Origin of the sequence: Enterobacter cloacae complex sp. 277I4, assembly GCF_050031465.1 — a bacterium.
GTDB lineage: Bacteria > Pseudomonadota > Gammaproteobacteria > Enterobacterales > Enterobacteriaceae > Enterobacter > Enterobacter cloacae.
Window position 1 is genome coordinate 3091991 of record NZ_JBLGWC010000001.1, and the last position, 24293, is coordinate 3116283.

The 24293-nt window shown below is 52.6% G+C and carries 27 protein-coding genes and 3 tRNA genes; 12 read left to right on the top strand and 18 right to left on the bottom strand.

The window, feature by feature from the left end; translation table 11 throughout:
• Window positions 1-111 precede the first annotated feature (111 nt).
• Window positions 112-690: a flagellar transcriptional regulator FlhC gene (gene flhC / locus ACQG19_RS14980; RefSeq protein WP_013096051.1), complete on the bottom strand. Its 579-nt coding sequence runs from the start codon at window positions 688-690 to the stop codon at window positions 112-114.
• 2 nt (window positions 691-692) lie between these two features.
• The gene (flhD, locus tag ACQG19_RS14985; RefSeq protein ID WP_013096050.1) at window positions 693-1043 is read right to left on the bottom strand and encodes a flagellar transcriptional regulator FlhD; all 351 of its coding nucleotides are present in this window, start codon (window positions 1041-1043) and stop codon (window positions 693-695) included.
• A gap of 794 nt (window positions 1044-1837) precedes the next feature.
• Between flhD and uspC the strand changes: the two genes are divergently transcribed.
• A complete protein-coding gene (uspC, locus tag ACQG19_RS14990; protein WP_040019960.1) occupies window positions 1838-2266 on the top strand; it encodes a universal stress protein UspC in 429 nt (142 codons plus the stop codon).
• A gap of 15 nt (window positions 2267-2281) precedes the next feature.
• On the opposite strand, the gene otsA is transcribed toward uspC, so the two are convergent.
• The 5 genes from otsA to araF form a co-directional block, all read right to left on the bottom strand.
• Entirely contained in the window at window positions 2282-3706 is a 1425-nt protein-coding gene (gene otsA / locus ACQG19_RS14995) for an alpha,alpha-trehalose-phosphate synthase (RefSeq protein ID WP_062728734.1), read from the bottom strand.
• Window positions 3681-4484 carry a trehalose-phosphatase gene (gene otsB, locus ACQG19_RS15000; RefSeq protein ID WP_029882592.1) on the bottom strand — a complete coding sequence of 268 codons (804 nt, stop codon included), beginning with the start codon at window positions 4482-4484 and terminating at the stop codon, window positions 3681-3683. Before otsB ends, otsA begins: the two co-directional genes overlap by 26 nt.
• 176 nt (window positions 4485-4660) lie before the next feature.
• Complete coding sequence (gene araH, locus ACQG19_RS15005; RefSeq protein WP_013096046.1) at window positions 4661-5647, bottom strand: L-arabinose ABC transporter permease AraH; 987 nt, start codon at window positions 5645-5647, stop codon at window positions 4661-4663.
• Window positions 5648-5661: 14 nt separating this feature from the next.
• Window positions 5662-7176 carry an L-arabinose ABC transporter ATP-binding protein AraG gene (araG, locus tag ACQG19_RS15010; protein WP_246932756.1) on the bottom strand — a complete coding sequence of 505 codons (1515 nt, stop codon included), beginning with the start codon at window positions 7174-7176 and terminating at the stop codon, window positions 5662-5664.
• 71 nt (window positions 7177-7247) lie between these two features.
• The gene (gene araF, locus ACQG19_RS15015; RefSeq protein WP_028027935.1) at window positions 7248-8237 is read right to left on the bottom strand and encodes an arabinose ABC transporter substrate-binding protein AraF; all 990 of its coding nucleotides are present in this window, start codon (window positions 8235-8237) and stop codon (window positions 7248-7250) included.
• Window positions 8238-9036: 799 nt separating this feature from the next.
• Here araF and ACQG19_RS15020 point away from each other — a divergent pair.
• Window positions 9037-9540, top strand: a complete 504-nt coding sequence (locus tag ACQG19_RS15020; RefSeq protein ID WP_020687625.1) for a non-heme ferritin-like protein — start codon at window positions 9037-9039, stop codon at window positions 9538-9540.
• 154 nt (window positions 9541-9694) lie between these two features.
• Complete coding sequence (locus ACQG19_RS15025) at window positions 9695-11038, top strand: anaerobic C4-dicarboxylate transporter (RefSeq protein ID WP_013096042.1); 1344 nt, start codon at window positions 9695-9697, stop codon at window positions 11036-11038.
• Window positions 11039-11085: 47 nt separating this feature from the next.
• Here the strand turns inward: ACQG19_RS15025 and ACQG19_RS15030 are convergent, their stop codons facing one another.
• From ACQG19_RS15030 to ACQG19_RS15040, 3 genes are all read right to left on the bottom strand, one after another.
• Window positions 11086-11337 (bottom strand): DUF2766 family protein, encoded by a 252-nt coding sequence (locus ACQG19_RS15030; RefSeq protein WP_020687624.1) that lies wholly within the window; start codon window positions 11335-11337, stop codon window positions 11086-11088.
• A 108-nt stretch (window positions 11338-11445) separates the two neighbouring features.
• The gene (gene azuC, locus ACQG19_RS15035; RefSeq protein WP_014832437.1) at window positions 11446-11529 is read right to left on the bottom strand and encodes a stress response protein AzuC; all 84 of its coding nucleotides are present in this window, start codon (window positions 11527-11529) and stop codon (window positions 11446-11448) included.
• A 123-nt stretch (window positions 11530-11652) separates the two neighbouring features.
• The gene (locus tag ACQG19_RS15040; protein ID WP_246932758.1) at window positions 11653-12291 is read right to left on the bottom strand and encodes an RpiB/LacA/LacB family sugar-phosphate isomerase; all 639 of its coding nucleotides are present in this window, start codon (window positions 12289-12291) and stop codon (window positions 11653-11655) included.
• Between the two features lie 254 nt (window positions 12292-12545).
• Here ACQG19_RS15040 and yecR point away from each other — a divergent pair, with 254 nt between their 5' ends.
• Together yecR and ftnA are read left to right on the top strand one after the other, a co-directional pair.
• Window positions 12546-12884 carry a YecR family lipoprotein gene (gene yecR / locus ACQG19_RS15045; RefSeq protein ID WP_013096039.1) on the top strand — a complete coding sequence of 113 codons (339 nt, stop codon included), beginning with the start codon at window positions 12546-12548 and terminating at the stop codon, window positions 12882-12884.
• Window positions 12885-13079: 195 nt separating this feature from the next.
• Window positions 13080-13577 carry a non-heme ferritin gene (ftnA, locus tag ACQG19_RS15050; RefSeq protein WP_013096038.1) on the top strand — a complete coding sequence of 166 codons (498 nt, stop codon included), beginning with the start codon at window positions 13080-13082 and terminating at the stop codon, window positions 13575-13577.
• A gap of 36 nt (window positions 13578-13613) precedes the next feature.
• Here the strand turns inward: ftnA and ACQG19_RS15055 are convergent, their stop codons facing one another.
• A complete protein-coding gene (locus ACQG19_RS15055; RefSeq protein WP_013096037.1) occupies window positions 13614-13955 on the bottom strand; it encodes a hypothetical protein in 342 nt (113 codons plus the stop codon).
• Window positions 13956-14204: 249 nt separating this feature from the next.
• Between ACQG19_RS15055 and tyrP the strand changes: the two genes are divergently transcribed.
• Window positions 14205-15416 (top strand): tyrosine transporter TyrP, encoded by a 1212-nt coding sequence (gene tyrP, locus ACQG19_RS15060; protein WP_013096036.1) that lies wholly within the window; start codon window positions 14205-14207, stop codon window positions 15414-15416.
• Between the two features lie 31 nt (window positions 15417-15447).
• Here tyrP and ACQG19_RS15065 read toward each other — a convergent pair whose 3' ends face one another.
• Window positions 15448-16116, bottom strand: coding sequence for a YecA family protein (locus ACQG19_RS15065; RefSeq protein WP_029882587.1), 669 nt, complete (start codon window positions 16114-16116; stop codon window positions 15448-15450).
• Between the two features lie 422 nt (window positions 16117-16538).
• On the opposite strand from ACQG19_RS15065, the gene ACQG19_RS15070 reads away from it, so the two are divergent.
• From ACQG19_RS15070 to ACQG19_RS15090, 5 genes are all read left to right on the top strand, one after another.
• Window positions 16539-17660 (top strand): branched-chain amino acid ABC transporter substrate-binding protein, encoded by a 1122-nt coding sequence (locus ACQG19_RS15070; RefSeq protein ID WP_029882586.1) that lies wholly within the window; start codon window positions 16539-16541, stop codon window positions 17658-17660.
• Window positions 17661-17759: 99 nt separating this feature from the next.
• A complete protein-coding gene (locus ACQG19_RS15075; protein ID WP_020687620.1) occupies window positions 17760-18674 on the top strand; it encodes an ABC transporter permease subunit in 915 nt (304 codons plus the stop codon).
• A gap of 11 nt (window positions 18675-18685) precedes the next feature.
• Complete coding sequence (gene livM / locus ACQG19_RS15080) at window positions 18686-19960, top strand: high-affinity branched-chain amino acid ABC transporter permease LivM (RefSeq protein WP_014832446.1); 1275 nt, start codon at window positions 18686-18688, stop codon at window positions 19958-19960.
• Window positions 19957-20832, top strand: coding sequence for an ABC transporter ATP-binding protein (locus tag ACQG19_RS15085; RefSeq protein WP_161669116.1), 876 nt, complete (start codon window positions 19957-19959; stop codon window positions 20830-20832). The genes livM and ACQG19_RS15085 overlap by 4 nt, the downstream gene beginning before the upstream one ends.
• Window positions 20829-21545, top strand: coding sequence for an ABC transporter ATP-binding protein (locus tag ACQG19_RS15090; RefSeq protein ID WP_013096030.1), 717 nt, complete (start codon window positions 20829-20831; stop codon window positions 21543-21545). The genes ACQG19_RS15085 and ACQG19_RS15090 overlap by 4 nt, the downstream gene beginning before the upstream one ends.
• 51 nt (window positions 21546-21596) lie before the next feature.
• Here ACQG19_RS15090 and ACQG19_RS15095 read toward each other — a convergent pair whose 3' ends face one another.
• On the bottom strand, window positions 21597-22061 hold the full coding sequence (locus ACQG19_RS15095) for a hypothetical protein (RefSeq protein WP_029882582.1): 465 nt from the start codon (window positions 22059-22061) through the stop codon (window positions 21597-21599).
• On the bottom strand, window positions 22039-22341 hold the full coding sequence (locus ACQG19_RS15100) for a polymorphic toxin type 44 domain-containing protein (protein ID WP_226834736.1): 303 nt from the start codon (window positions 22339-22341) through the stop codon (window positions 22039-22041). The genes ACQG19_RS15095 and ACQG19_RS15100 overlap by 23 nt, the downstream gene beginning before the upstream one ends.
• 293 nt (window positions 22342-22634) lie before the next feature.
• Between ACQG19_RS15100 and ACQG19_RS15105 the strand changes: the two genes are divergently transcribed.
• The gene (locus tag ACQG19_RS15105) at window positions 22635-23126 is read left to right on the top strand and encodes an Hcp family type VI secretion system effector (RefSeq protein ID WP_058660517.1); all 492 of its coding nucleotides are present in this window, start codon (window positions 22635-22637) and stop codon (window positions 23124-23126) included.
• Between the two features lie 138 nt (window positions 23127-23264).
• Here ACQG19_RS15105 and ACQG19_RS15110 read toward each other — a convergent pair.
• From ACQG19_RS15110 to pgsA, 4 genes are all read right to left on the bottom strand, one after another.
• Window positions 23265-23351: transfer RNA gene (locus ACQG19_RS15110), tRNA-Leu, on the bottom strand.
• A gap of 12 nt (window positions 23352-23363) precedes the next feature.
• Window positions 23364-23437, bottom strand: a tRNA-Cys gene (locus ACQG19_RS15115).
• Between the two features lie 46 nt (window positions 23438-23483).
• A tRNA-Gly gene (locus ACQG19_RS15120) sits at window positions 23484-23559 on the bottom strand.
• Between the two features lie 152 nt (window positions 23560-23711).
• Window positions 23712-24260: a CDP-diacylglycerol--glycerol-3-phosphate 3-phosphatidyltransferase gene (gene pgsA, locus ACQG19_RS15125; protein WP_013096028.1), complete on the bottom strand. Its 549-nt coding sequence runs from the start codon at window positions 24258-24260 to the stop codon at window positions 23712-23714.
• Window positions 24261-24293 lie beyond the last annotated feature (33 nt).

Sequence of the window (24293 nt, forward strand, 5' to 3'; positions counted from 1 at the left end):
CCGCTAGTGACTATGGCAAGGACGTTCAGCTCGCAGCGTTTACCGAATCCAGGATAAAAAAAAGCAGCGGTAATGGCTTACCGCTGCTGGAATCTTTCCCACACGTTCGGGTTAAACAGCTTGTTCGATCTGTTCATCCAGCAGTTGTGGAATAATATCGGCAGCATCCCGGGAAAGTTTACGTCTTTTTACTGCACGGGATGGAGGCTGACATAAACTACAGGCGAAGCTGCCTGCAGGCTGATGAGCATGGGTAATGAAATTGCCATCGCAGCAGTTGCAGCGCGACAATTCAAGCATTCCGCTCTCAACAAAACGCACCAGCGTCCATGCGCGGGTCAGCGCCAGCAGGGGACCCTCTTCCTGCTGTGGGCATTGTTCAAGGTAAAGTTTATACGCTTTGATCACGGCATCGACGCCGCTACACAAACCGGTTTTGAGAAGGTACTGCCAGGCATTACAGAACATGGAGGCGTGAATGTTCTGCTCCCAGGTCATAAACCAGTCCGTTGAAAACGGCAACATTCCTTTCGGTGGGGGACTACCACGTAACTCTTTGTACAGTTTGATGAGACGACCACGGCTCAACTGAGTTTCGCTTTCCAGCATTTGTAAACGAGCACCCAGTGTAATCAGCTCCATGGCCAACTGTATGTCACGCGCTTCCTGAACAATGCTTTTCTCGCTCATTTCTACGCTCTTTTTTTACGGGCTGCGTCATCAGGCTGGCTGATTTCGTTGAGCAAGCGGGTGGAGAGAAGAATACCGGTATGGATCTGTTGCAGATCGTCCACACGAGATTCCTGTGTCAGCCGCGTGATAGTCTGAGGATTATCGAAGCGGAACTGGCAAACCAGTTGATTCGTTTCAGCCAGTTTAACCATTTGCGGCAGGGTTAACCCGCCCAGCATGGTTGCCATCTCTTCGTTAATACCTAAACGAAACATCGCGGACGCTTTGTCCTGACTAATCAATCGCTGCGCGAGCAGTAAATATGACAGGTTGATGTCATAGATATGTTTTAGCAACTCGGATGTATGCATTTTTCCCATCCCGAATAACCAACTATTATTTTTATGCGGAAAGACCGCACCCCGTGATGTCGCCGGGAAAACACCCGGTATTTAAAAAAAAGGCTAAATGCATAGTTGAATTTAGGTTTGTATTCTGCAAAACGTGCACCAACGAAGCGCGGATGCGCTTCTTACATGTTTTATCATTTCTTACAAATAACTAAGATTTTTCCTAATTCGACGCAAACTCTACTCGTCAGTTTTGACACATACAATGCAGCCATCCTCAAATTTAAAAAAAATGTGATCCATGTCACATAATTTAAGTGAATATCATCCATAAATCCATCAGTGAGCCTTGTAATTTGTTCATTTTTTAACCGATCAAGACCATTTTATATTCTTTATGGACGAATACTCATGCAGAAGTGCGAACAGAAGGCGCATGGCGATTGCTTTTTTGAGCAATAGCGACTACCGCAACAATTCACACGCTATACATCTCAGGGCCACATTTTCATTACCTATGAAAAACATACAGTTATGCTTGAGGGGTGAAAAATTTGTTTCAAAGCGTGATCATTCACATTGCGTCTATAACGCTTTAAAACGATTTAACATCACGCGCATCAAAATGTGTGATTTACGTTAAGTTGTTAATTTTTTTCATTTGCACGCGGTTTGCCGTTATTCTTCTTATAAGAATAATTAATGAATAATTATGAGAAGCTTCACACTAATGTCGTATTCACCTCTTGCAGAAGTGCTGATTTCGCGGTAATGCTGACACAGACGCGGTTTTTCAGACAGCTAAGGAGTGCGTGATGAGTTACTCCCATCTTCTTGTTTCTGTTGCAGTTTCACCGGAAAGTCACCAACTCGTTGCCCGGGCGGTGTCCATCGCCCGCCCGCATAATGCGCGCATCAGCTTAATTACCCTTGCGGCCGAACCCGAGATGTACAATCAACTGGCAGCCCCCATGCTGGAAGATATTCGTGGGGTATTACAGGAAGAAACGCAGCAATTTCTGCAGGAGCTGGTGGAGAAAGCGCAATATCCCATTTATCAGACCGTCATTGCGACAGGTGAACTAAATGCGCATATTCTCGACGTATGTCGCAAAGAGAAAATTGATTTAGTGATATGCGGTAATCATAACCAAAGCTTTATTTCACGGGCGGCCTGCGCGGCGAAATCGATAGTCGCCTCAAGCCTGGTTGATGTGCTGTTGGTGCCTCTTGGGGGTCGTTAAACCCCCAGAGGAATATCACGCCAGTTTAGGGAAAGTCGCGATCTTTTTTTGCAGAACGCCTTCATGGCTTTGCGGCTCAATATTACGCAAATCGCGAATAAAACGTGCCTGCCAGTGATTAATATCGTTCTCGCGGATCGTATCCATCATTTCCGCATGACGGGAAATACGTTCCGTCAGCGGCATCGTCAGAGCACGGTTGAGCGCGTTCGCCACATCATCCCGGTCGTAAGGGTTCACGATGAGCGCTGAAGTGAGTTCGTTCGCGGCTCCCGCAAACTGAGAAAGCACCAGCACCCCCGGATCGGCCGGATCTTGCGCCGCCACATACTCCTTTGCCACCAGGTTCATCCCGTCGCGCAGCGGTGTTACGAGGCCGACGTCAGCATAGCGGAACACCTTCATCAGGATCTTACGGTCAAAGTGTTGGTTCAGATAAAACAGCGGCGTCCAGCCCAGCTGACCGTAGCGGCCGTTGATGCGCCCTGCTTCCGTCTCCAGTTGATGACGAATATCCTGATAGGCCTGCACTTCCCCACGCGACGTAGGTGCAATCTGCGTATAGCGGATTTTACCGTGGTGCTGCGGATATTTATCCAGCAGCGTTTCATACGCCAGGAAGCGCTCCGGCAGCCCTTTGGAGTAGTCGAGACGCTCCACCGAGAAGATATTCTTCACGTGTTTCAGCTCGTTTTTAAGCTGCGCCAGCTTCGGCGGCAACGGACCAGACGCCTGCTCAGCAATCTCATCCGGTTCTATCCCAATCGGATAGACTTCGGTATAGAACGTTTTACCCCAGGCCGTATGCGTTTTGCCCCCTTTCGTCATCAGGCGTGTTTTGCCCGATACCGAATCCAGGAACGCAATGCGGTCATTCTCAGTCTGGAAGCCCAGCAAATCGTAATCACACAGCGCTTCCAGCAGCTCTTCATGCGGCGGCAGCGCTGTAAAAATTTCCGGTGTCGGGAACGGAATATGGAGGAAGAAGCCGATGCGGTTGTTGACTCCGCGTTTTCGCAGCTCGCGGGCGAAGGGAAGCAGATGATAATCGTGGATCCATAAAATATCGTCTTCCTCGATTAAAGGCAGCAGTTTATCCGCCAGCAGCGCATTGACGCGGCTGTAGCCTTCAAACGATTCTCGCTGGAATTTGACAAGGTCCAGACGGTAGTGGAACGCGGGCCACAGCACGGCATTCGAGAACTGGGAGTAGTACTCGTCATAATCTTTCTCTTTCAGGGCGAATGACGCCCAGGTGATGTTGCCGCGCGTCACCTTTTTAAGTGGTTTTTCTTCCTCACTGATGTCACCACTCCAGCCAAACCACAGCCCGCCAGCAGCTTTTAAGGCACCTAATACCCCCACCGCCAGTCCACCTGCACTGGCTTTTTTATCGTCAGGCGGTGCGATACGGTTAGAGACGACGACTAAGCGACCCATAATGGTTTCCCCCTTTGTTTTGCGCTATTTGTTGTTGTTGCTGGTTAGCGATGTCAGATATCCACTGCCAGACGCTGGCCACATTTGCCAGACGCCATTCGGCTTCAGTGTCACCAGGCCCAACCTTCACGGAGATCCCTCCGGCCTGATTCACTACACGAAACCCGGCCTCATCGGTCAGGTCATCCCCAAGAAAAACGGGCGTCCGGCCCCGGAAAGGCGGCGTTGCCATAAACGCGGCGATCGCAGCCCCTTTATTGATCCCTTTCGGTTTAAGCTCCACGACGCATTTACCCGGCTGCAGCGCCAGCTCAGGATGCGCCTGCGCGACCCTGGCGGCGAGCGCAAGCACGGCCTCTTCATGCTGCGGTGCCTGGCGATAGTGCAAGGCAAAGGCCATCCCTTTGGCTTCCAGCTCCGTGCCCGGCAGTTCAGCCAGTGCAGCAGCGAGCTGCGCCTGCAGCTTTTCGATTAATGCATCGGGGAGTGAAACGATGTGCGTGTGATCATGGATGTCGCGGCGCTCCGCTCCGTGTACACCGGCCAGCGGAAAGTGGTAAGGACTGGCGAGCAGATCCAGCTCGGCCATTGAGCGCCCTGATATCAATGCCAGTGCTCCCTCATTCATTTGCGAGAGCTGATGCAAATCCTGTAATACCGCCTCCGGGATAACCACCTGGTCGGGGTGCGGTTTTATCCCGGCGAGCGTGCCGTCGAGATCGAAAAAGAAAGCATAGTGTCCGGGCAGTACAGGCGGTGCGGTTAACAAGTCAGCCACCCTGGTCCTCCTTACGGTTTACGAGAGGTAAACGCCTTTACCTCTTTCATAGCCATGTAAGTATAGACAGTGTGACGTCGCTCGCCATTTGACAACCGCCCCGCCAGCGGAACTGGCGGGGCGGTTCATGCGTCAACTAAGGTTATAAGTTGAGCAATTAAAAGGCAGGAAGAACGTTACACGGTACGCTTCGCTTTTTGCTTGTAACGGTCGAAAATCACGGCTGCGAGCAGGATCAGGCCACGAACCACATACTGGGAGAACGGCGAAATATTCAGCAGGTTCATGGCGTTCTCTACCGTCCCCAAAATGAGGATACCGGCCACCACATATGAGATTTTTCCGATGCCGCCCTTCAGCGAAACCCCGCCCAACACGCAGGCTGAAATGACGATCAGCTCGTAACCGATGGAGGTCATAGGCTGGCCGCTGGTCATGCGCGATGCCAGAATAATCCCCGCTGCCGCCGAGACCAGACCGGAAAGCACAAAGATAATGATCTTGGTGCGCACCACCGGTACACCCGCCAGCCGCGCCGCTTCCTCATTACCGCCGATCGCCAGGGTATTTCGGCCAAACGTGGTGCGGTTAAGCAGGAAGCCGAACAGGATCAGGCAGGCCACCGTCAGCCAGATTGGCGCAGGCAACCCCAGCCAGTTCGCATAGCCAAGGGTGAAGAAGCGCTCGTCTTCAATCCCCACCGCTTTACCGTCGGAGATGATATAGGCCAGACCGCGCACAATCTGCATGGTCGCAAGCGTGGTGATCAGGGCGTTAATCTTCAGGCGGGCAATCACAAACCCGTTAACCAGACCGCTGATAACGCCCAGCAGCAGACCCGCCAGCACGCCAATCCACAGGCTTTCGGTCATGTTGATTACCACCGCCGTGGTGACGCCAGCACAGGCAATGACGGAGGCCACTGACAGGTCGAAATCGCCCGAGGCCAGACAGAACAGCATCCCGCAGGCCACCATGCCGGACATGGAAATGGCCAGCCCCAGTCCTTTCATATTAATGAAGGTGGCAAAGTTGGGCACAAAGATCGCGCAGGCGACAAAGAGTGCGGCAAAGACCACCAGCATGCCGTACTGATCCCAGATGCGGCCAAAACTGAAGGCCGATTTCGATTTCGGCGCTCCGGATGTAGTAACAGAGGACATCATTAACTCCTTGCTCAGGCGACAGCCTGGCTAACTTTCGGCATGGCGAGACTCAACGCCTGTTGTTCATTCGCCTGTTCATGAAGCAATTCACCGGCGATTTCGCCCTCACGCATCACAACAATGCGGTCGGCCACGCCGAGTACCTCAGGCAGATCGCTGGAGGCGAACAACACCGCCACACCGCGTTTTGCCAGCTCATAAATCACGTTATAAATTTCGTGTTTCGCCCCCACATCGATGCCGCGCGTTGGCTCATCCAGCAAAATGACCTTCATATCCTCCGACAACCAGCGGCCTAAAATCGCCTTCTGCTGGTTACCGCCGGAGAGATTCATGATCAGCTGTTCCGGGCCCGGGGTTTTGATGTTCAGCGAACGGATATGGTGGTCGGCGTTGCTCTCCTCCCAGCCGTCGTTGATCAGGCAACCGGCGCGAATAAACTTCCGCCGCGCGGAAATATTGATGTTGTCACGTACCGAGTGCACCGGAATAATGCCCTCCGCTTTGCGGTCTTCCGGGCAGAGCATCATTCCGGCCTGGATGGCATGTGCGGGCTTCTGGATATCGACCCGCTGCCCGTCAATGGATACCTGCCCTTCGGTGATGCACGTACCGCCAAACAGGCCTTTCATTAACTCGCTACGCCCTGCGCCCACCAGACCAAACAGCCCGACGATCTCCCCGCTGCGCACCGAGAGCGAGATCGGCGTTCGCACACCCGGCGCTTTAACGTTTTCCAGCTTCAGGCGCTCAGGGCCGTATTCGCGTGGCTGCCAGTGATAGATATCTCCCAGCTCGCGGCCAACCATCGCCTGAACGAGCTGGTCATGATTGACCTGCTCCATATCGGTAAAGGTGCGCACGTAGCGGCCATCTTTAAAGACGGTGATGGCATCGCTTAAGGCAAAAATCTCTTCCATACGGTGCGAAACATACAAAATAATGCGGCCTTCTTTACGCAGCTCGCGGATCACCCGGAACAGGTTTTCGATTTCACGCGCGGAAAGCGAGCTTGTCGGTTCGTCGAAGGCAATGATCCTGGCGTTACGCGCCAGCGCCTTGGCAATTTCTACCATCTGCCACTGGCCGATGGAGAGATACTTCAGTGGTGTCTGGGGATCGACATCCAGACCCAGATGTTTCAGCTGCAGCCCCGCTTCGTAATTAAGTAGCGACCGGTTTACCACGCCGCTTTTGTGCGGGAGCTGGCCTAAATAGATGTTTTCCGCCACCGTCATCTCAGGGATCAAATGCAGTTCCTGATAGATGATGGCCACCCCGGCGTTGAGCGCAGCGGTGGTATCAGCAAACGCCACCTCTTCGCCGCGAATGGCCAGCGTGCCGGTGGTTGGCGTGTAGTTGCCGCTGAGGATTTTCAACAGCGTGGATTTTCCGGCGCCGTTTTCGCCCATCAGGGCGTGAACCTGACCGGCATAGCAGTCGAAGCTGATATCGGTCAGCGCGTTAACACCGGGAAAGGTTTTCCCGATACCGCGAAAAGAGAGATACGGATCAGACTGTCGCATAACGTCTCCGTGATTCCTGTAGTGTGTACGTCTGGCCCCTCGCGGTTCGCGAGGGGCACAATCACCGCGTATTACTTACCGCCCAGTCCTTTTTTCGCCAGCTCCTCTTTGAAGTTGTCGCGGGTGATCAGCACCACGTCGGTCACTTCAGTAAACTTCGGCGGTTCCACCCCTTTGGTAACCCAGTTGTAGAGCATTTCGCTGGATTTATAGCCGTGCACGTCCGGGCTTGGCAGCAGTGAGCCGTAGAAGCCCGTCGCCTGCGCTTTAGAGAGCTCACTCACCGCGTCAACGCCGTTGATGCCGATACCGATCACATCAGGCGCTTTGAAGCCCTGACCTTCCGTTGCGCGTACGCCGCCCAGGACGGTGTTATCGTTCATGCCGACCACCAGCCAGTGCTTCACCTCTGGATGTTGAACCAGCATGGAGTTGGCGGCGTCGAAGGCCCCCGGAATGTCGTTGGATTTTGTCGGCACTTTATAAATCTGTTTTTCCGGGAAGCCGGCAGCTTTCAGCGCGTCCATTGACCCGGTGGTACGACGGCGGGCGGTATCCAGCTCGTCGGCGGTGATGGCCATCACGGCGGTATCTTTCACATCCCAGCCGCGTTTCTGCATCTCTTTATAGAGTTCCTGGCCCTGACGTTCGCCAATTTTGGTGGCCGCCATCATAACCAGCGGCACGCTGTCCATCGGTTTGCCCTTGGCGTTGACGAACTGATCGTCAACCGCAATAACCTTCATGTCGTAACCGCGCGCTTTGGCTGCAATCGCAGAGCCCAGTTTGGGATCCGGCGTACAGATAACGAACCCTTTCGCCCCGCTGGCCGCCAGGCTGTCGATAGCGTTCAGCGTTTTTTCACCGTCAGGCACGGCGATTTTAATGACTTCAAAACCTAAATCTTTCCCGGCCTTATCGGCGAATTTCCATTCGGTCTGGAACCAGGGTTCTTCCGGCTGTTTTACCAAAAAACCGAGTTTTAAATTCTCAGCGATAGCGGATTGTGACATAACGGCAGCCAGACCGATGGCCGCCAGCGCTTTAGTAAATTTGTGCATGGTAAACTCCAGCATTAGCGTTCTTTTCTGTAGGGAATATTTGCGTACTTCTTATTTAATCGGACTTAAAACAAGGCATTAGCGCTTACCTCGTCATAAGCGTTAGTGCTGGTGATAGTTTTAGCGGGAAATTAATCATCCATAAGAGAGCGCCATCACACCGCAGAATTACAGTAATTGCGTACATAAATTCAGCGAAAAATGACATAAAAACGGCAGTATTTGTCGGACAAATGAAACCGAGATAAGCAGAATTATCCATAAGATCAGCTAAGAAATCCCTGATACCCAAACCCCCGCGCTCCGGGCGCGATCGCGGTACGGCATTACCATCATCATGAACTGTGTAGCACTGGCGTTGCCGCAAAATATATTTTATGGCGTTTTTCTACGAAAATTGATTTAGCGCAATTTAGTCGGCGCATCATATATTTGAAATAGTTAATCCTGAATTAACGATTTCTCAGAGCATTATTCCGGATCACTATTCCCAGTGGGTAAATATCGATATTAAAATAGGTAAAAACCAGTAATTTCAAGGCATTAGATAAATCTAATTTTATAACAACATGTTGTTAGTTTTGTACTATATTAAATTTTGTAATGTATGGTAAAACGCACCAATTAAGAGTTTTCTTAAACGCCAGGCAGGGGTATGCTTATTTATATCGAACACAGGAAGTGATTATTCGGTCGACTTTTGTCACTGCAGAAATGCTTTTCTGCCACTTACTCGTCTTAACCTGCCCGTTCAGGTTTTGTTACGGACATCACACTAACAGTCTATAAGGATATTGGTATGACTACCCAAACGATGATGCAAAAACTCAATGCGCAGATGAACCTGGAGTTCTATGCGTCGAATCTGCACCTCCATTTGAGCGAGTGGTGTTCTGAGAACCGTCTCAACGGTACCGCCACTTTTTTTCGTACCCAGGCACAAAGTAACGTCACCCATATGATGCGCGTCTTTAACTTTTTGAAAGGCGCAGGGGCAAATCCTATCGTCAAAGCCCCGGATGCAATTAATGGGCACTACTCCTCGCTGGAGGAGTTGTTCAGGAAAACACTTGAAGAGTATGAGCAACGCTGCGCCACGCTGAATAAACTGGCGGATGAAGCCAGAGCACAGCATGACAGCGCAACACTGCAATTCTTGCGCGATATGGACAAAGAGCAGCAGCAGGACGGCATTTTACTGAAGGCGCTGGCGGATGAGCTCCGCAACGCGCAACAGTCCGGGTTATGCCCGGAACAGACCGACCGTCACCTGCTCGATCTGGTGACAGTACAGCACCACTAAGCTTTTCGCCTGCTCCCGTTCGGGAGTGGGCCTCTTTTTCACAGCCAACCTCCTGCTTTTTAAAAGATTTAACAAATCAGATCTCGCTCTCAATGATTATCCCTACAACATGTAATGATTTATTTAATTACATAAGTAATGACGAGGGAGCATCATGATCACCATTGAGTTTATTGTCATCCTCCTGTGCCTGCTGACAGGCACGCGTTTTGGCGGGATGGGACTGGGACTGATAAGCGGTATCGGTCTGTTTATTTTGACGTTTATCTTTGGTCTGCAGCCCGGTAAACCGCCGGTTGATGTGATGCTGACCATCCTCGCTGTGATCGGGTGTGCGGCCACCCTGCAGACGGCAGGTGGGCTGAATGTGATGATGCAATTTGCCGAGCGCCTGCTGCGCAAGCATCCTCAGCACATCACCCTCCTCGCCCCCTTTACCACCTGGATGCTGACCTTTCTCTGCGGTACCGGCCATGTGGTGTACACCATGTTCCCGATTATTGCCGATATCGCCCTGAAAAAAGGGATCCGCCCGGAACGTCCGATGGCCGTGGCGTCGGTGGCATCGCAAATGGCAATCACCGCCTCCCCGGTCTCCGTTGCCGTGGTGTCGCTGATTTCCATTCTGGCCGCCCAGCACGGCATTGGACACGCGTGGGGGATCCTCGAAATTCTCGCCGTGTCGGTTCCCGCCTCGCTGTTCGGTGTGACCATTGCCGCCCTGTGGAGTTTACGCCGCGGGAAAGATTTAGCCGATGACATGGAATTCCAGGAAAAGCTGAAAGATCCAAAACAGCGCGAGTTTATCTACGGCGGAACCGAGACGTTGATGAACCAACGTTTTCCGAAACAGGCCTACTGGTCAACGTGGATTTTCTTCGCCGGGATCGCGGTGGTGGTGCTGCTCGGGGCATTGCCTGAACTGCGTCCGGCGTTTGAGGTGAAAGGCAAAATGACGGCGCTGTCGATGAACCTTGTCATTCAGATGATGATGCTCATTGCGGGTGCGGTGATGCTGGTCACCTGCAAGGTCAATGCAGCGACCATTTCTAACGGTGCGGTCTTTAAAGCCGGAATGGTGGCGATTTTCTCGGTGTTCGGCGTCGCGTGGATGAGTGATACCTTTTTCCAGGCACATCTCGACGAGCTAAAACTGGCGCTGGAAGGGGTCGTGAAAAGCCATCCGTGGACCTACGCCATCGTGCTTTTCCTGGTCTCTAAACTGGTGAACAGCCAGGCGGCAGCGCTGACGGCCGTGGCGCCGATGGGGTTAATGCTGGGTATCGATCCGAAAATGCTGATCGCTTTCTTCCCGGCGTCGTATGGCTATTTTGTTCTGCCCACCTACCCAAGCGATTTGGCCTGCATCGGGTTTGACCGTTCAGGGACAACTCGTATCGGCAAATTTATTATCAACCACAGCTTTATTCTACCTGGGATAATTGGCGTGAGCTGTGCGTGCGCGGCGAGTTATCTGCTGGTACAGACCTTCTTTTAAACGCTTTCGGGCGACAGGCACTGTCGCCCTTCTCACGTTGCGCGCTATCAGTGAGATTCACCCTGCGGCGTGAATCTCAGCTCAATCAGCGCGATGGCTTTCTGGATCGCCCGAAGCGTAACCGGGTCAGCCGCAGCGGGATGGCTGGAAAAATCGATGTTTTTCAGCTGGGTAGACATCTTCTCGCGCACTTCCACCGGCGCGATAACATCTAAGACATCAAGGATCTGTTTGATGACCAGCTGGCATGCGACAACATCAGATACCAGTTCCTGATCGGCGCTCAGGTTTTGAGACATGGGGGTTTCTCCTTATTCAAAGGCCGCCATAGTAACAAAACACGCCCCCTTTCATCTCCCTTCTGGTGGTTGCAGGCATAAAAAAACCTGCCGAAGCAGGTTTTTTTATCAGAACATCGCGCCAGGCGGCACGTCTTTGAAGGTGTTGCAGTAGTTAGCCCACATGCTTTTGAGGATTTTGCGCAGTTTCATTGTGATGCTCCATTAACTTGTTATACAACTTTATCGTCAATGTGCCTATAATATGACCACCATCACAAAAATCAATATTTTTGTGACTCACATCACAATTTTTTCTGTATTCAACTACGCGTGTTAGCCGACAATCTCGCGCACGAAAGCCTCGATCTCTTTGTCCTGGCAGTTTTCAAAGAAGCACTGCTGGAAGCGCTGGCCGGAAACGGCGGTTTTTACCAGCTCAGGATCGATTGCCCGCAGCGTGTCCAGATAGTTCTCTTTGACCACAGCCGCTTTCACCTGATTCAGGATCCCCGCATTACGTACCTGAGGCTCTTTGCGCTCTGGCGGATAACCTTCTCCCTTGCGGCCGGTGAACGCTTTTTCGAAGATAAAGCGAACGTTCAGCTCTGCACCCCAGCCGAAGCCTTTGGCAAACGGCAGGGCAAGCGCGTTACCGTTGTTAATCTGGGCGAAGAGAAACGCATCTGCAGGGTCGATACAGTAACCGCAGATCACGCCCGGGTGGATGTTCAGCGACATCAACGCCCCCTGGCCCGTTCCACACCCAGTCACCACAAAATCAACGGCCTTCGCATTGAGCAAAATGCTCGCCATGATCCCCAGATGGATATAGGTCAGATGATGGTCGTTCTCATCGCTCATGCCAACGTTATACGCCGGGAACCCTTTTTCATCGGCGACCGTTTTTAACTCTTTCAGAATCACTGGATTTTTTGCGGCCTGGCTGTTTTCCATCATCAGTGCGATTTTCATTGTCTCTCTCCTGAATGCGTTGCGGGCGAGCCCATCATGGATATCTTTTCATCTTCACCCTACTATCACACAAACGCACTTTCAAATTAAATGAAAGATTGTTTTAAAAAACCAAAGAGGACTCACATTTTTGTTGATGACAGGTCTGAGCCCGGCCCGTTGCAAAGAGAAAGGGCAGATTGTCCGGCTATTCAGGGCATTGCGGCGGACAGCGAGCGGTACGATAACGTATTTCCCTCCACTCAGAGCGAACCATGAAAAGAGTCTTCGTTGTCGGCACGGTCCTGCTGCTCGCGGGATGTAGCATCAACCGCCAGGCACAGGTGAGCAGTCTGGATGCGCCAAATGGCATAGTCCGCCTTGACTATGGTCAGGCCGCCCTGCAAAACGCCTGGTCTGATGAATATGTGAACAATGGCACTGCAACCAAAGCGTGCCAGGGCATGGGATATGCCACCGCCTCCTCCTATGGACAGCCCATTAAAACCTGCACCCTGATTAGCGGCTCACTGTGTCTGAACGAGAGCGTGACCATTCAGTACAAATGCATGGGTTATGCTGTTAAACCGGCCACCAGTAATCCGTGGTATTAATCTGCGCTGCCAGTTTTGGCTGGCAGCCCGTTAAAATAAATAATTCTCATTTATAAATATAAATATCGCCAATGCGTTTTATTCCCATTCGTATTTTTAAATAAACAAATATTTATTTTACGTTTTGCATATAATTAAATAACAAATTATAGTGTCGCTCATTGTGAACCAGAAATAATAAACCGGAGCGTCACCATGCTGAAAACTGAAATGATCGACAAGCTCAATGCACAAATGAATCTTGAGCTTTTTTCCTCCCTGCTCTACCAGCAGATGAGTGCCTGGTGCAGCTATCACAGCTTTGAAGGTGCCGCCGCGTTCCTGCGTCGTCACGCTCAGGAAGAGATGACCCACATGCAGCGTCTCTTTGATTATCTGACAGATACCGGCAGCCTGCCGCGCATTGATAACGTGGCATCACCGTTTGCGGAGTATGGCTCACTTGATGAACTCTTCCGCGCTACCTACGAGCACGAGCAGCTGATCACCCAGAAAATTAACGAGCTGGTGCATGCGGCAATGACCAGCCAGGATTATCCAACCTTTAATTTCCTGCAGTGGTATGTGGCCGAGCAACACGAAGAAGAGAAACTGTTTAAATCGGTTCTGGATAAATTATCGCTGGCCGGTAAAACCGGTGAAGGTCTTTACTTTATTGATAAAGAACTCTCTACGCTTGATACCCAGAATTAATATCGATACGGCGCTGACTTTCAGCGCCGTATTTTTTTACATGCAACCTGCGCAACTGGTGCAGCGCCAGTCATGCGGATTTACGGCCTGGAAAAAGTACCGGTAGTTTGCCGCCTCAAGCGGGATCCCGGCGTCGAAGAATAAATCCGTCAGCCAGTCCACGTTTTCGATTATCCACTCATCCTCTTTTAACCCCTGTGCAAAGGTCTCATCCTCAGGATCGATAATCGAATAAATCGCCCATGTGCCCATATCCTTTTCACGTCGGGATTCCGGCAACGTCAGCGCCGTATTCTGCCAGCTGATGATCCAGTGGCCGTGACATAGCAAATTGCCTCCCCGGCTCCAGGCCGCTGTGAATGGATTTTCCCCCGCCATCAGACCCTCATTTTATTTTATGTTTTGCAATTTTTGTTTAAATTACGCCTGATTTTCACGCGATCCTATTGTCCTTATGAAGTAGCCTTACACCTCCGAAGGATCAGAGAGTTACCTGAAGAGCCTCGCCCGGCTAAAATCGTAAAGTTAAAGTTACACTTCTTGTAACGGTGATTTGACGAAATACGGCTTTTCCCTTACTCTGCGCCGCAGATTTTGTCGCGATCGTGAAGCGTTGTAGAGGAAAGCGTGAAAAACAGAACCCTGGGAAGTATTTTTATCGTCGCCGGAACGACGATTGGCGCAGGAATGCTGGCGATGCCGCTGGCCGCCGCGGGCGTCGGATTTGGCATGACATTACTGCTACTGGGTACGCTCTGGGCATTAATGTGTTACACCGCGCTGTTGCTGCTTGAGGTTTATCAGCACGTCCCCGCCGATACCGGGCTGGGTTCGCTTGCGGCACGCTATCTGGGCCGTTACGGACAGTGGGTGACCGGCTTTAGCATGATGTTTCTGATGTACGCCCTGACCGCTGCGTATATCAGCGGTGCCGGGGAATTGATCGCTTCCAGCGTCAACGACGGGTTCGGTGCTGACATTACGCCAGCGAAGGGGGCCATCTTCTTTACGCTCATCGGCGGCGGCGTAGTCTGTGTGGGCACCTCGCTGGTCGATCTGTTTAACCGTTTTTTATTCAGCGCCAAAATTCTTTTTCTGATTGTGATGCTGGTTCTGCTGGCACCGCATGTTCATAAGGTCAACCTGCTGACGCTGCCGCTGGAAAAAGGCCTGGCGCTTTCCGCGATCCCGGTCATTTTTACCTCATTTGGCTTCCACGGCAGTGTGCCAAGCATTGTCAGCTACATGAACGGTGATATTCGCAAGCTTCGCCGCGTGTTTGTTATCGGTAGCGCCATCCCGCTGATTGCCTACATTTTCTGGCAGCTGGTGACGCTGGGCAGTATCGACTCTTCCACCTTTATTGGCTTGATGGCGGAACACGCCGGTCTGAACGGTTTCTTGCTGGCGCTGCGTGAAGTGGTAACTTCTCCACACGTTGAGCTGGCGGTGCATCTGTTTGCCGATCTGGCGCTGGCCACCTCCTTCCTGGGCGTGGCGCTCGGTCTGTTTGATTATCTGGCAGATCTGTTCCAGCGTCGCAATTCCGTCACCGGCCGCTTACAGACAGGGGCGATCACCTTCCTGCCTCCGCTGGCCTTTGCCCTCTTCTACCCGCGCGGGTTTGTCATGGCGCTGGGGTATGCGGGGGTGGCTCTATCCATCCTTGCCCTGCTGCTCCCTTCTCTGCTGGCGTGGAAGAGCCGCCAACAGCATGCCCGGCAAGGGTACCGGGTGGCAGGTGGAAAGCCGCTGCTGTGCATTGTGTTTGCCTGCGGGGTCGTCATTATTCTGGTGCAATTTTTGATTGCGGCGGGAATGCTGCCGGAAGTGGGGTAAAAAAAAGGGGCTATCAACAGCCCCTTTTTTATCAGTGTAAGCAACAGCTCTTAAACTTCTTCCCGCTGCCGCACGGACACGGATCGTTACGCCCGACCTTTGTGCCGTTAACAATCGGTTTCTTCGCTTCCGGTTGCTGTGGGTTAGCAGACCAGTAGTCGTATAAACGCAGCGCCGCTGGCTGGATACGCTCAATGCTGGCGATGTACTCCTCTTCGCTCAACGCGTCCAGCTTCTCGCTGTTCTCTTCTGCGCCGTGAAGCGCGATGACATCCAGATCCGCTTTCAGCTCTTCTGGCAGTGCAGACCAGTCGGTCAACGACACGCCGCGCATATAGCCATAACACCACTCTTCCACCACGGTGTAGCTCTGGCCGTCCACGTCGTTATAACCAAACATCGGCTCAAACTGATCCGGGTATTCGCTCAGGCGCTCAGCAATGTCGTTCATATGCTTAAAGCAGAGATCGATAAAACGGTTCATTTCTCGATCGTTTTTCCAGCGCGGGATATATTTCTCGCCGCCCCATACCGCCACCAGCCAGGTGTCTGGCTCGACAACCACGGGGCCGGAAAGCACTGCCGTAAGCATGCCGTCCAGTTCGGACACGTCAATCACGGACGCATCGTCATGACCGTAAGACATTAACGTCTCTTCCAGCCACGCCATTTCGCTTTCATTTAATGGGCCTTCAGTCATTGCTGACACTCCTGATCAAAAAGGAAAGGATCCTAGCACATATCGTACGCCTTTCCCGGCGGAAGTTACGGGAATTATTGCTGCAAAAACGTGCAAATCGTGACCCTTGCACAACTTATGGGCTTTATTGTTAACGAGATGTGATCTCCGCTGTAATTTCAGTGCGTCCCGCAAGGCTGCGTACAACGGCGCTCTATACTCAACATGTCGCAACGCCGTCAACAGGTTAACCATTCTGGCAACGATTTTGCTTAATCTTCAGCACGCGACACTGCGCATGGAAACCTCGCCGTATTAAGCAGGATGCTGACCGTATCTTGTTCGTAAAATCATTTTTCTCGCTCGTGTTTTTGATTGGCTGCGCCGTCGGGCGTTCGGGTTTACACCGTGGTGCAAAAACCTCATTGCTAAGGAACACAATAATGTCGCTGAAATTAATCAGAACTCCTCTTTCTCTTGTGTTGGCCGGTTGTCTGGTGACGGCATTTTCCGCCCGGGCAGATATTGTCATTGGCGTGGCCGGGCCATTTACAGGCCCCAATGCCACCTACGGCGATCAGTACTGGCATGGCGCAACACAGGCAGCAGAGGACATTAACGCCGCAGGCGGGATCAACGGTGAAAAAATTAAGCTGGTTCAGGGAGATGATGCCTGCGAGCCCAAGCAGGCCGTTGCCGTCGCCAACCGTTTAGTCGACCAGGATAAGGTCAACGCGGTGGTCGGTCATTTCTGCTCTTCGTCCACCATGCCCGCCTCTGAGGTGTACAGCGACGCGGGGATCATCGCCATCACGCCTGGCTCCACCAACCCGCAGATTACCGAGCGCGGTATGAGCGATATGTTCCGCATGTGCGGCCGCGATGACCAGCAGGGTCAGGTCGCCAGCGATTTCATTATCGACAAGCTGAAAGCCAAACGGGTGGTGATCATTCACGACAAAGACACCTACGGTCAGGGGCTGGCGGACGCCACCAAAGCCGCACTGGCAAAACGCGGCGTGCAGGACGTAATGTACGAAGGGTTATCCCGCGGTGAAAAAGACTTTAACGCCCTGGTCACCAAAATTGGGGCGCAAAAACCGGACGTCGTCTTCTTCGGGGGCTGTCACCCAGAAGCCGGCCCGCTGGTTCGCCAGATGCGTGAACAGGGCGTGCAGGCAAAATTCTTCTCCGGCGACTGTATTGTCAACGAAGAGATGGTGACCGCGGCGGGAGGCCCCCAATATACCAACGGCATCTATATGACCTTCGGTAAAGATCCGCGCCTGATCCCGGACGGTAAAGCGGTAATTGAGAAATTCCGCGCCGGTAAATTCGAACCGGAAGGATACACCCTCTACTCCTATGCCTCCGTGCAGGCTATCGCCGCGGCATTCAAGGCGACGGGCGGCAAGGACTCAGCCAAAGCCAGCGAATGGCTGAAGGCTAATTCCGTCGATACGGTGATGGGCAAAAAAGCCTGGGACAGCAAAGGCGATCTGAAAGTCTCTGACTACGTGGTGTATCAGTGGGACGACAAAGGAAAGTATAAGGAAGTGCCGTAACGGGACGGAGTCACGCTCAACGTCGGCAGGGCCGCCTGCCGACGCAAACAACACATCAGGCTGCGCGGTTTGTGCGGCCGTTATAAAGAGCGCGCTAAGATGAGTACATTCTTCCTGCAACAGTTAATTAATGGCTTAACGCTGGGCTCCGTCTACGGACTCATCGCCATCGGTTATACGATGGTGTACGGCATCATCGGCATGATTAACTTCGCCCACGGCGAAGTGTATATGATCTCTGCCTATCTCTGCGCGATTGGCCTGGCGCTGCTCTCCTTCTTCGGCCTGCAGTCGTTCCCTCTACTGATCCTCGGCACGCTGGTATTCACCATCGTGGTCACCGGAGTGTATGGCTGGACCATCGAGCGCATTGCCTATAAACCGCTACGCAACTCCACCCGTCTGGCGCCGCTGATCTCCGCCATCGGCATGTCGCTTATCCTGCAAAATTACGCGCAACTGAGCCAGGGGCCGCGTCAGCAAGGGGTTCCCACCATGCTGGACGGCGTGATTCGTCTGCATCTGGGAGAGGGGTTCGTGCAGATTACCTATACCAAAGTATTCATTCTGGTCGCCTCCTTCGCCGGGATGCTATTGCTCACCTGGATTATCAGCCATACCCGGCTGGGACGCATGTGTCGTGCGGTACAACAGGATCGAAAAATGGCCTCCATTCTGGGGATAAATACCGACAGGATTATTTCTCTGGTATTTGTCATCGGCGCGGCAATGGCCGGTCTGGCCGGGGTGCTCATTACCATGAATTACGGCACCTTTGATTTCTACGTCGGGTTTGTGATTGGTATCAAAGCCTTTACCGCCGCGGTGCTAGGAGGGATCGGCTCTTTGCCCGGCGCGATGCTCGGCGGGCTGATTCTGGGGGTGGCCGAGGCTCAGTTTTCCGGCATGGTGAACTCGGACTACAAAGATGTGTTCTCGTTTGGGCTGCTGGTCATGATCCTGATTTTCCGCCCTCAGGGGCTGCTGGGCCGTCCTGTCGTGGCCAAAGTGTGAAGGAGAGAACGATGACATCACACGGTTTCTCCCTCAAGCGCTGCCTGCTGGACGCGATGTTTTCCGGGCTGATCGCATTGATTATTTTTGGCCCGATTGCGGGCGTGGTGCTGGACGGATATAGCTTTAACTTTGCCGGACAGCGCCTGGCCTGGATGGTTGGCACGGTGATGGTTGGGCGTTTTCTGCTGAGCGCTTTTTTAAGTACCGCTGCCGGGGCCCGTTTTCAGGCGCGGTTCGAAGCCGACAGCGCGGGGGTATATGTTCGCCCGCCGGAATACAAAAGCCGTCTGCGCTGGGTTATTCCTCTGGCGATCGCCCTTGCGATCTGCTTCCCGTTTGTCGCCACCAAATACCTGCTGACGGTTGCTATCCTCGGGCTGATTTACGTCCTGCTCGGCCTCGGCCTGAATATCGTCGTGGGTCTGGCCGGACTGCTGGATCTGGGGTATGTCGCCTTCTACGCCATCGGCGCTTACGGGCTGGCGTTGGGGTATCAATATCTGGGACTCGGATTCTGGAGCATGCTGCCGCTGGCGGCAATTATGGCCGCTGCCGCCGGTGCTCTGCTCGGCTTCCCGGTGCTGCGCATGCATGGCGACTACCTGGCGATTGTGACGCTCGGGTTCGGGGAAATTATCCGTCTGGTGCTGAACAACTGGCTAACCTTCACCGGCGGGCCTAATGGCGTGTCAGCCCCACCGCCTACGTTTTTCGGACTGGAGTTTGGTCGACGCGCCAAAGAAGGTGGCGTGCCATTTCATGAGTTTTTCCATCTGACGTACAACCCGAATATGAAGTTTATCTTTATTTACGCGGTGCTGTTTCTGGTGGTGCTGCTGGTGCTTTATATCAAGCATCGCCTGACACGAATGCCAATTGGCCGGGCATGGGAAGCCCTGCGGGAAGATGAAATCGCCTGCCGCTCCATGGGCCTCAACCATGTGCTGGTTAAGCTTTCGGCCTTTACGCTGGGCGCGTCAACGGCCGGGATTGCGGGCGTGTTCTTTGCCACCTATCAGGGTTTTGTGAATCCAACCTCATTCACCTTTTTTGAATCTGCGCTGATCCTCGCCATCGTGGTATTGGGCGGCATGGGCTCTACGCTCGGAGTCGTGCTGGCAGCCTTTGTGCTCACCGTGACACCCGAGCTGTTGCGCAGCTTTGCTGAGTATCGCGTCCTGCTGTTTGGCATGCTGATGGTGGTGATGATGATCTGGCGTCCGCGCGGGTTGATCCGCATTAACCGCAGCGGGTTTGCCGTGCGTAAGGGCGTGGCGCCATGAAAGGAACGATATTAAGCGTAGAGCACCTGATGATGCATTTTGGCGGGATCAAGGCGCTTAATGACGTCAATCTCGACGTGCAGCGCGGTTCAATTACCGCCCTTATCGGCCCAAACGGCGCTGGCAAAACCACCGTCTTTAACTGCCTGACCGGCTTCTATAAAGCGTCCGGCGGGAACATTCTGTTTAATGCACGCAACAGAACGACCAACGTCATTCAGGTACTCGGGCAAAAATTCCAGCCGGACGACTGGATTCACCCTGCACAGTTGGGGCAGCGCCTTTTCTATAAGATGTTTGGCGGGACGCATCTGGTTAACCGCGCCGGGCTGGCACGCACCTTCCAGAACATTCGTCTGTTCCGCGAGATGTCGGTCGTGGAAAACCTGCTGGTCGCACAGCATATGCGCGTTAACCGTAATTTGCTCGCCGGGATCCTCAATACCCCCGCTTACCGACGGGCAGAGAGCGACGCCCTGGACAGGGCCTTTTACTGGCTTGAGGTGGTGGATCTTGTGGAGTGTGCCAATCGCCTGGCGGGCGAGATGTCCTACGGCCAGCAGCGGCGTCTGGAAATCGCGCGCGCCATGTGCACCGGACCAGAGATGATCTGTCTGGATGAACCCGCCGCCGGGCTCAACCCGGTTGAAACGCACAAGCTGAGCAACATCATCCGTTTTCTGCGCGACCACCACGGTATTACGGTACTGTTGATTGAACACGATATGGGAATGGTGATGGAGATTTCGGACGACATCATTGTGCTCGACCATGGAGACGTCATCGCCAGGGGAAAACCCGAGCAGATCCAGCATGATGAAAAAGTGATCGCCGCGTATCTGGGCACCGAAGAAAGCGAGGTCAATCTATGAGCGAACCGATGCTGGCCTTTCGCGAGGTGGACGTGTTTTACGGCGTGATCCAGGCGCTGAAACAGGTAACCCTTGAAGTAAACAAAGGGGAGACCGTGGCACTGATAGGCGCTAACGGCGCGGGTAAATCGACATTACTGATGTCTATCTTCGGCCAGCCGCGTATTCGCAGCGGTCAGATCGTGTTTTGCGGAGAGGACATTAGCCATAAATCGACCCACTATGTCGCCTCCGAAGGCATTGCCCAGGCGCCGGAAGGACGACGTATTTTTCCCGATATGACCGTGGAGGAGAACCTGCTGATGGGGACCATCCCCATTGGCAGCCAGTTTGCAACGGAAGATATGCACACCATGTTTGACCTCTTCCCTCGCCTCAAAGAGCGGCGTAAACAGCGCGCGATGACCATGTCCGGCGGGGAACAGCAGATGCTGGCTATCGCCCGGGCGCTGATGAGCCGCCCTAAACTCCTGCTTCTGGATGAACCCAGCCTCGGCCTGGCGCCGATTGTGGTGAAACAGATCTTCCAGACGCTGCGCGAACTGGCCCGCAACGGGATGACCATTTTTCTGGTGGAGCAGAATGCGCACCACGCGCTGAAACTTTCTGACCGCGGCTACGTGATGGTTAACGGGCAGATCCGCCTGAGCGGCAGCGGTGAGGAGTTACTGGGGAATCAGGAGGTGAGGAAGGCGTATTTGGGCGGGGTGTGATGTCAAAGGCTGGTCATTAACTTCTTGAACAGCAGAGCGCGCCAACATTATTTATTTGTTGAATTTCCCTTTATCCCAGCCTTCACCGCGAGCAGTTAAATCGACCGATGGCGCAACCGCTATCCCCTCAGCATCATAAAAAAATGCGGAGGTCGTAAAGTCGTATACGGTGCCGTGAACGGTGAAAGAGATGTTATTTCCGATTCCATCAACTTTTGCTCGTGGCGTGTTCGCTGTAAGCGTGGGAGCAATGTGCTGCTTTTCGAGTCCCTCCAGGGGATCGCCGTCAAACTTGCTCGCCAAAAAATAGCGGTATACGTCCCCTGTTGTCGTGTCCGGTTCTGCGTATTCAGTAATATATAGCCACGTCCGTGGAGTGAGCTGACGAACCTCGTAAAGCTTGTCTCGCACAGTTAAGCGCTGAATATGCTGTAAATAGCAGTACATCGCGATCATAACGACCATAATCACCGTGGCGGTCCAATGCAGCACTCTAAAAGTGGTGCTGTTTAGCATAGTCTATTCCCTGTTTTATCCAGAACTGATCAATCGGGTCATCGCCGAACGGTGGGCCTTGCATGAAATTTCCCCATTCTTTTCTTGATGTGCCCGCTTTCCACTGCGCCGCACCAGCGGCCATATGTAAAATTTCTGCTGGAATGCAAGCAGCATAGCCCACTGCCCCGAAATGAAAGTTACCAAAATCAGCCCAGAGTCGATTTTTTTGTTTGTAATCCCACGGCCCACCGTTTCTGACTCGTTGATAAAACCAGATATACGTTAGCGGAGCGGCCATGTCCTGCACTTCACACCGTGCTCTCGCGAGTCTGATGTGTTCCCGTAAAATCTCCAGCCCACGGGGTGGGTAAATTGGTATACATGCCATCCTTGATCTCTGTAGCCATTTAAAGCAGGCAACATAAAAGTAATTGAGATTGTGTATATCGCCCGAGATCAATTTAATATTTTTATTATTAATATCAATAGGTAACGTAATTTCATTTCAATCACCAATGGCACAATCTGTATTACGCGCTATCCAGTTTTAGCCGTTAATGACCGTTTAATCATCAAAAAGGAGTTTTTGAAATGGCTATTCCTGCTTACTTATGGCTTAAGGATGACGCTGGTGCGGATATCAAAGGATCTGTTGATATTTTAGATCGTGAAGGGAGCATTGAAGTGCTTTCCTTTAGCCACGGCTTATTGGTTCCGACCGATAACGGGACGGGCAAAATAACCGGTACGCGCCTCCATGCGCCTCTCGTAATCGAAAAAGAGTTTGATAGCTCGAGTCCGTACTTCTACAAAGCGGTAGCAACTGGCCAGACGCTAAAAAGCGCAGAGATAAAATGGTATAAAATCAACGATGCAGGACAAGAAGTTGAATACTTCAATATGTTGCTTGAAAACGTCCGGGTAGTCAGTATTAACCCCGTTATGCATAACTGCAAAGAGCCAGCATTACAGATACACAATCACAACGAAGGTATACAGCTCCGCTATGAGCGTATCACCTGGAAGTACTGCGACGGGAATGTCCAATACTCGGACGCATGGAACGAGCGCGTTACAGTCTAATCCAGGGCGGTTAATCCGCCTTATTTTTTGCAACCACTCTTGCATTAATACCAGGAAAAGCAAATTTCAGACACAAAAAAACCACCTTTCGGTGGTTTCACGACACTGCTTATTGCTTTGATTATTCTTTGTTTCCCATGGTACCCGGAGTGGGACTTGAACCCACACAGCGCGAACGCCGAGGGATTTTAAATCCCTTGTGTCTACCGATTCCACCATCCGGGCTCGGGAAGAAAGTGGAGGCGCGTTCCGGAGTCGAACCGGACTAGACGGATTTGCAATCCGCTACATAACCGCTTTGCTAACGCGCCGTAAAACTTTTTAAACTGACACCCGCTATTGCGCATGTCTTTAATCTGGAGCGGGAAACGAGACTCGAACTCGCGACCCCGACCTTGGCAAGGTCGTGCTCTACCAACTGAGCTATTCCCGCATGTCATCAAGTTAACTGCTAACCACTTGATTTCATTATCGTCCGGCTAACTGTGCCGCCGTTCGATGCGTTGCATTCTACTGATATGACGTGATGAGTCAACGTTATTTTTTGCATCCCCGGATCGTTTGCTGAAAATTACGGCGAAACGATCACTGTTCAAGCAAATCTCCTCGCGCCGCGTTCAAATATTGCAGCATTGACCACAGGGTCAGCACCGCGGCAACCCACAGCAGGCCGATTCCCGCCCACTCAACCCAGGCGTTCGGACGCCACAGCATCCAGACCAGCGCCGCCATTTGCGCGGTGGTTTTCACTTTACCGATCCAGGATACCGCCACGCTGCTGCGTTTACCCAGTTCAGCCATCCATTCACGCAGTGCAGAGATGATGATCTCACGTCCAATCATGGTGGCGGCTGGCAGTGTCACCCACCAGGTGTGGTAATGTTCAGCCACCAGCACCATGGCAATAGCCACCATCACTTTATCGGCCACCGGATCGAGGAAAGCACCAAAACGGGTGCTTTGGTTCCAGCGGCGCGCCAGATAGCCATCAAACCAGTCGGTGACCGCCGCAACCAGGAAAATCAGCGCGCAGGCAAAAGGGGCCCAGACAAACGGCAGATAAAACGCGAGTACAAAGAACGGGATAAGCACGACGCGAAAGAGAGTGAGCAACGTAGGGATGTTATATTGCATAATGACGGTAACTATTTGTTGTCAGTAAAATTT

Excerpts from the sequence above, each read along its gene's own strand:
- flhC (WP_013096051.1), bottom strand. The coding sequence starts at position 690 with ATGAGCGAGAAAAGCATTGTTCAGGAAGCGCGTGACATACAGTTGGCC.
- flhD (WP_013096050.1), bottom strand. The coding sequence starts at position 1,043 with ATGCATACATCCGAGTTGCTAAAACATATCTATGACATCAACCTGTCA.
- uspC (WP_040019960.1), top strand. The coding sequence starts at position 1,838 with ATGAGTTACTCCCATCTTCTTGTTTCTGTTGCAGTTTCACCGGAAAGT.
- otsA (WP_062728734.1), bottom strand. The coding sequence starts at position 3,706 with ATGGGTCGCTTAGTCGTCGTCTCTAACCGTATCGCACCGCCTGACGAT.
- araH (WP_013096046.1), bottom strand. The coding sequence starts at position 5,647 with ATGTCCTCTGTTACTACATCCGGAGCGCCGAAATCGAAATCGGCCTTC.
- araG (WP_246932756.1), bottom strand. The coding sequence starts at position 7,176 with ATGCGACAGTCTGATCCGTATCTCTCTTTTCGCGGTATCGGGAAAACC.
- araF (WP_028027935.1), bottom strand. The coding sequence starts at position 8,237 with ATGCACAAATTTACTAAAGCGCTGGCGGCCATCGGTCTGGCTGCCGTT.
- ACQG19_RS15020 (WP_020687625.1), top strand. The coding sequence starts at position 9,037 with ATGACTACCCAAACGATGATGCAAAAACTCAATGCGCAGATGAACCTG.
- ACQG19_RS15025 (WP_013096042.1), top strand. The coding sequence starts at position 9,695 with ATGATCACCATTGAGTTTATTGTCATCCTCCTGTGCCTGCTGACAGGC.
- ACQG19_RS15030 (WP_020687624.1), bottom strand. The coding sequence starts at position 11,337 with ATGTCTCAAAACCTGAGCGCCGATCAGGAACTGGTATCTGATGTTGTC.
- azuC (WP_014832437.1), bottom strand. The coding sequence starts at position 11,529 with ATGAAACTGCGCAAAATCCTCAAAAGCATGTGGGCTAACTACTGCAAC.
- ACQG19_RS15040 (WP_246932758.1), bottom strand. The coding sequence starts at position 12,291 with ATGAAAATCGCACTGATGATGGAAAACAGCCAGGCCGCAAAAAATCCA.
- yecR (WP_013096039.1), top strand. The coding sequence starts at position 12,546 with ATGAAAAGAGTCTTCGTTGTCGGCACGGTCCTGCTGCTCGCGGGATGT.
- ftnA (WP_013096038.1), top strand. The coding sequence starts at position 13,080 with ATGCTGAAAACTGAAATGATCGACAAGCTCAATGCACAAATGAATCTT.
- ACQG19_RS15055 (WP_013096037.1), bottom strand. The coding sequence starts at position 13,955 with ATGGCGGGGGAAAATCCATTCACAGCGGCCTGGAGCCGGGGAGGCAAT.
- ACQG19_RS15065 (WP_029882587.1), bottom strand. The coding sequence starts at position 16,116 with ATGACTGAAGGCCCATTAAATGAAAGCGAAATGGCGTGGCTGGAAGAG.
- ACQG19_RS15070 (WP_029882586.1), top strand. The coding sequence starts at position 16,539 with ATGTCGCTGAAATTAATCAGAACTCCTCTTTCTCTTGTGTTGGCCGGT.
- ACQG19_RS15075 (WP_020687620.1), top strand. The coding sequence starts at position 17,760 with ATGAGTACATTCTTCCTGCAACAGTTAATTAATGGCTTAACGCTGGGC.
- livM (WP_014832446.1), top strand. The coding sequence starts at position 18,686 with ATGACATCACACGGTTTCTCCCTCAAGCGCTGCCTGCTGGACGCGATG.
- ACQG19_RS15085 (WP_161669116.1), top strand. The coding sequence starts at position 19,957 with ATGAAAGGAACGATATTAAGCGTAGAGCACCTGATGATGCATTTTGGC.
- ACQG19_RS15090 (WP_013096030.1), top strand. The coding sequence starts at position 20,829 with ATGAGCGAACCGATGCTGGCCTTTCGCGAGGTGGACGTGTTTTACGGC.
- ACQG19_RS15095 (WP_029882582.1), bottom strand. The coding sequence starts at position 22,061 with ATGCTAAACAGCACCACTTTTAGAGTGCTGCATTGGACCGCCACGGTG.
- ACQG19_RS15100 (WP_226834736.1), bottom strand. The coding sequence starts at position 22,341 with ATGGCCGCTCCGCTAACGTATATCTGGTTTTATCAACGAGTCAGAAAC.
- ACQG19_RS15105 (WP_058660517.1), top strand. The coding sequence starts at position 22,635 with ATGGCTATTCCTGCTTACTTATGGCTTAAGGATGACGCTGGTGCGGAT.
- pgsA (WP_013096028.1), bottom strand. The coding sequence starts at position 24,260 with ATGCAATATAACATCCCTACGTTGCTCACTCTCTTTCGCGTCGTGCTT.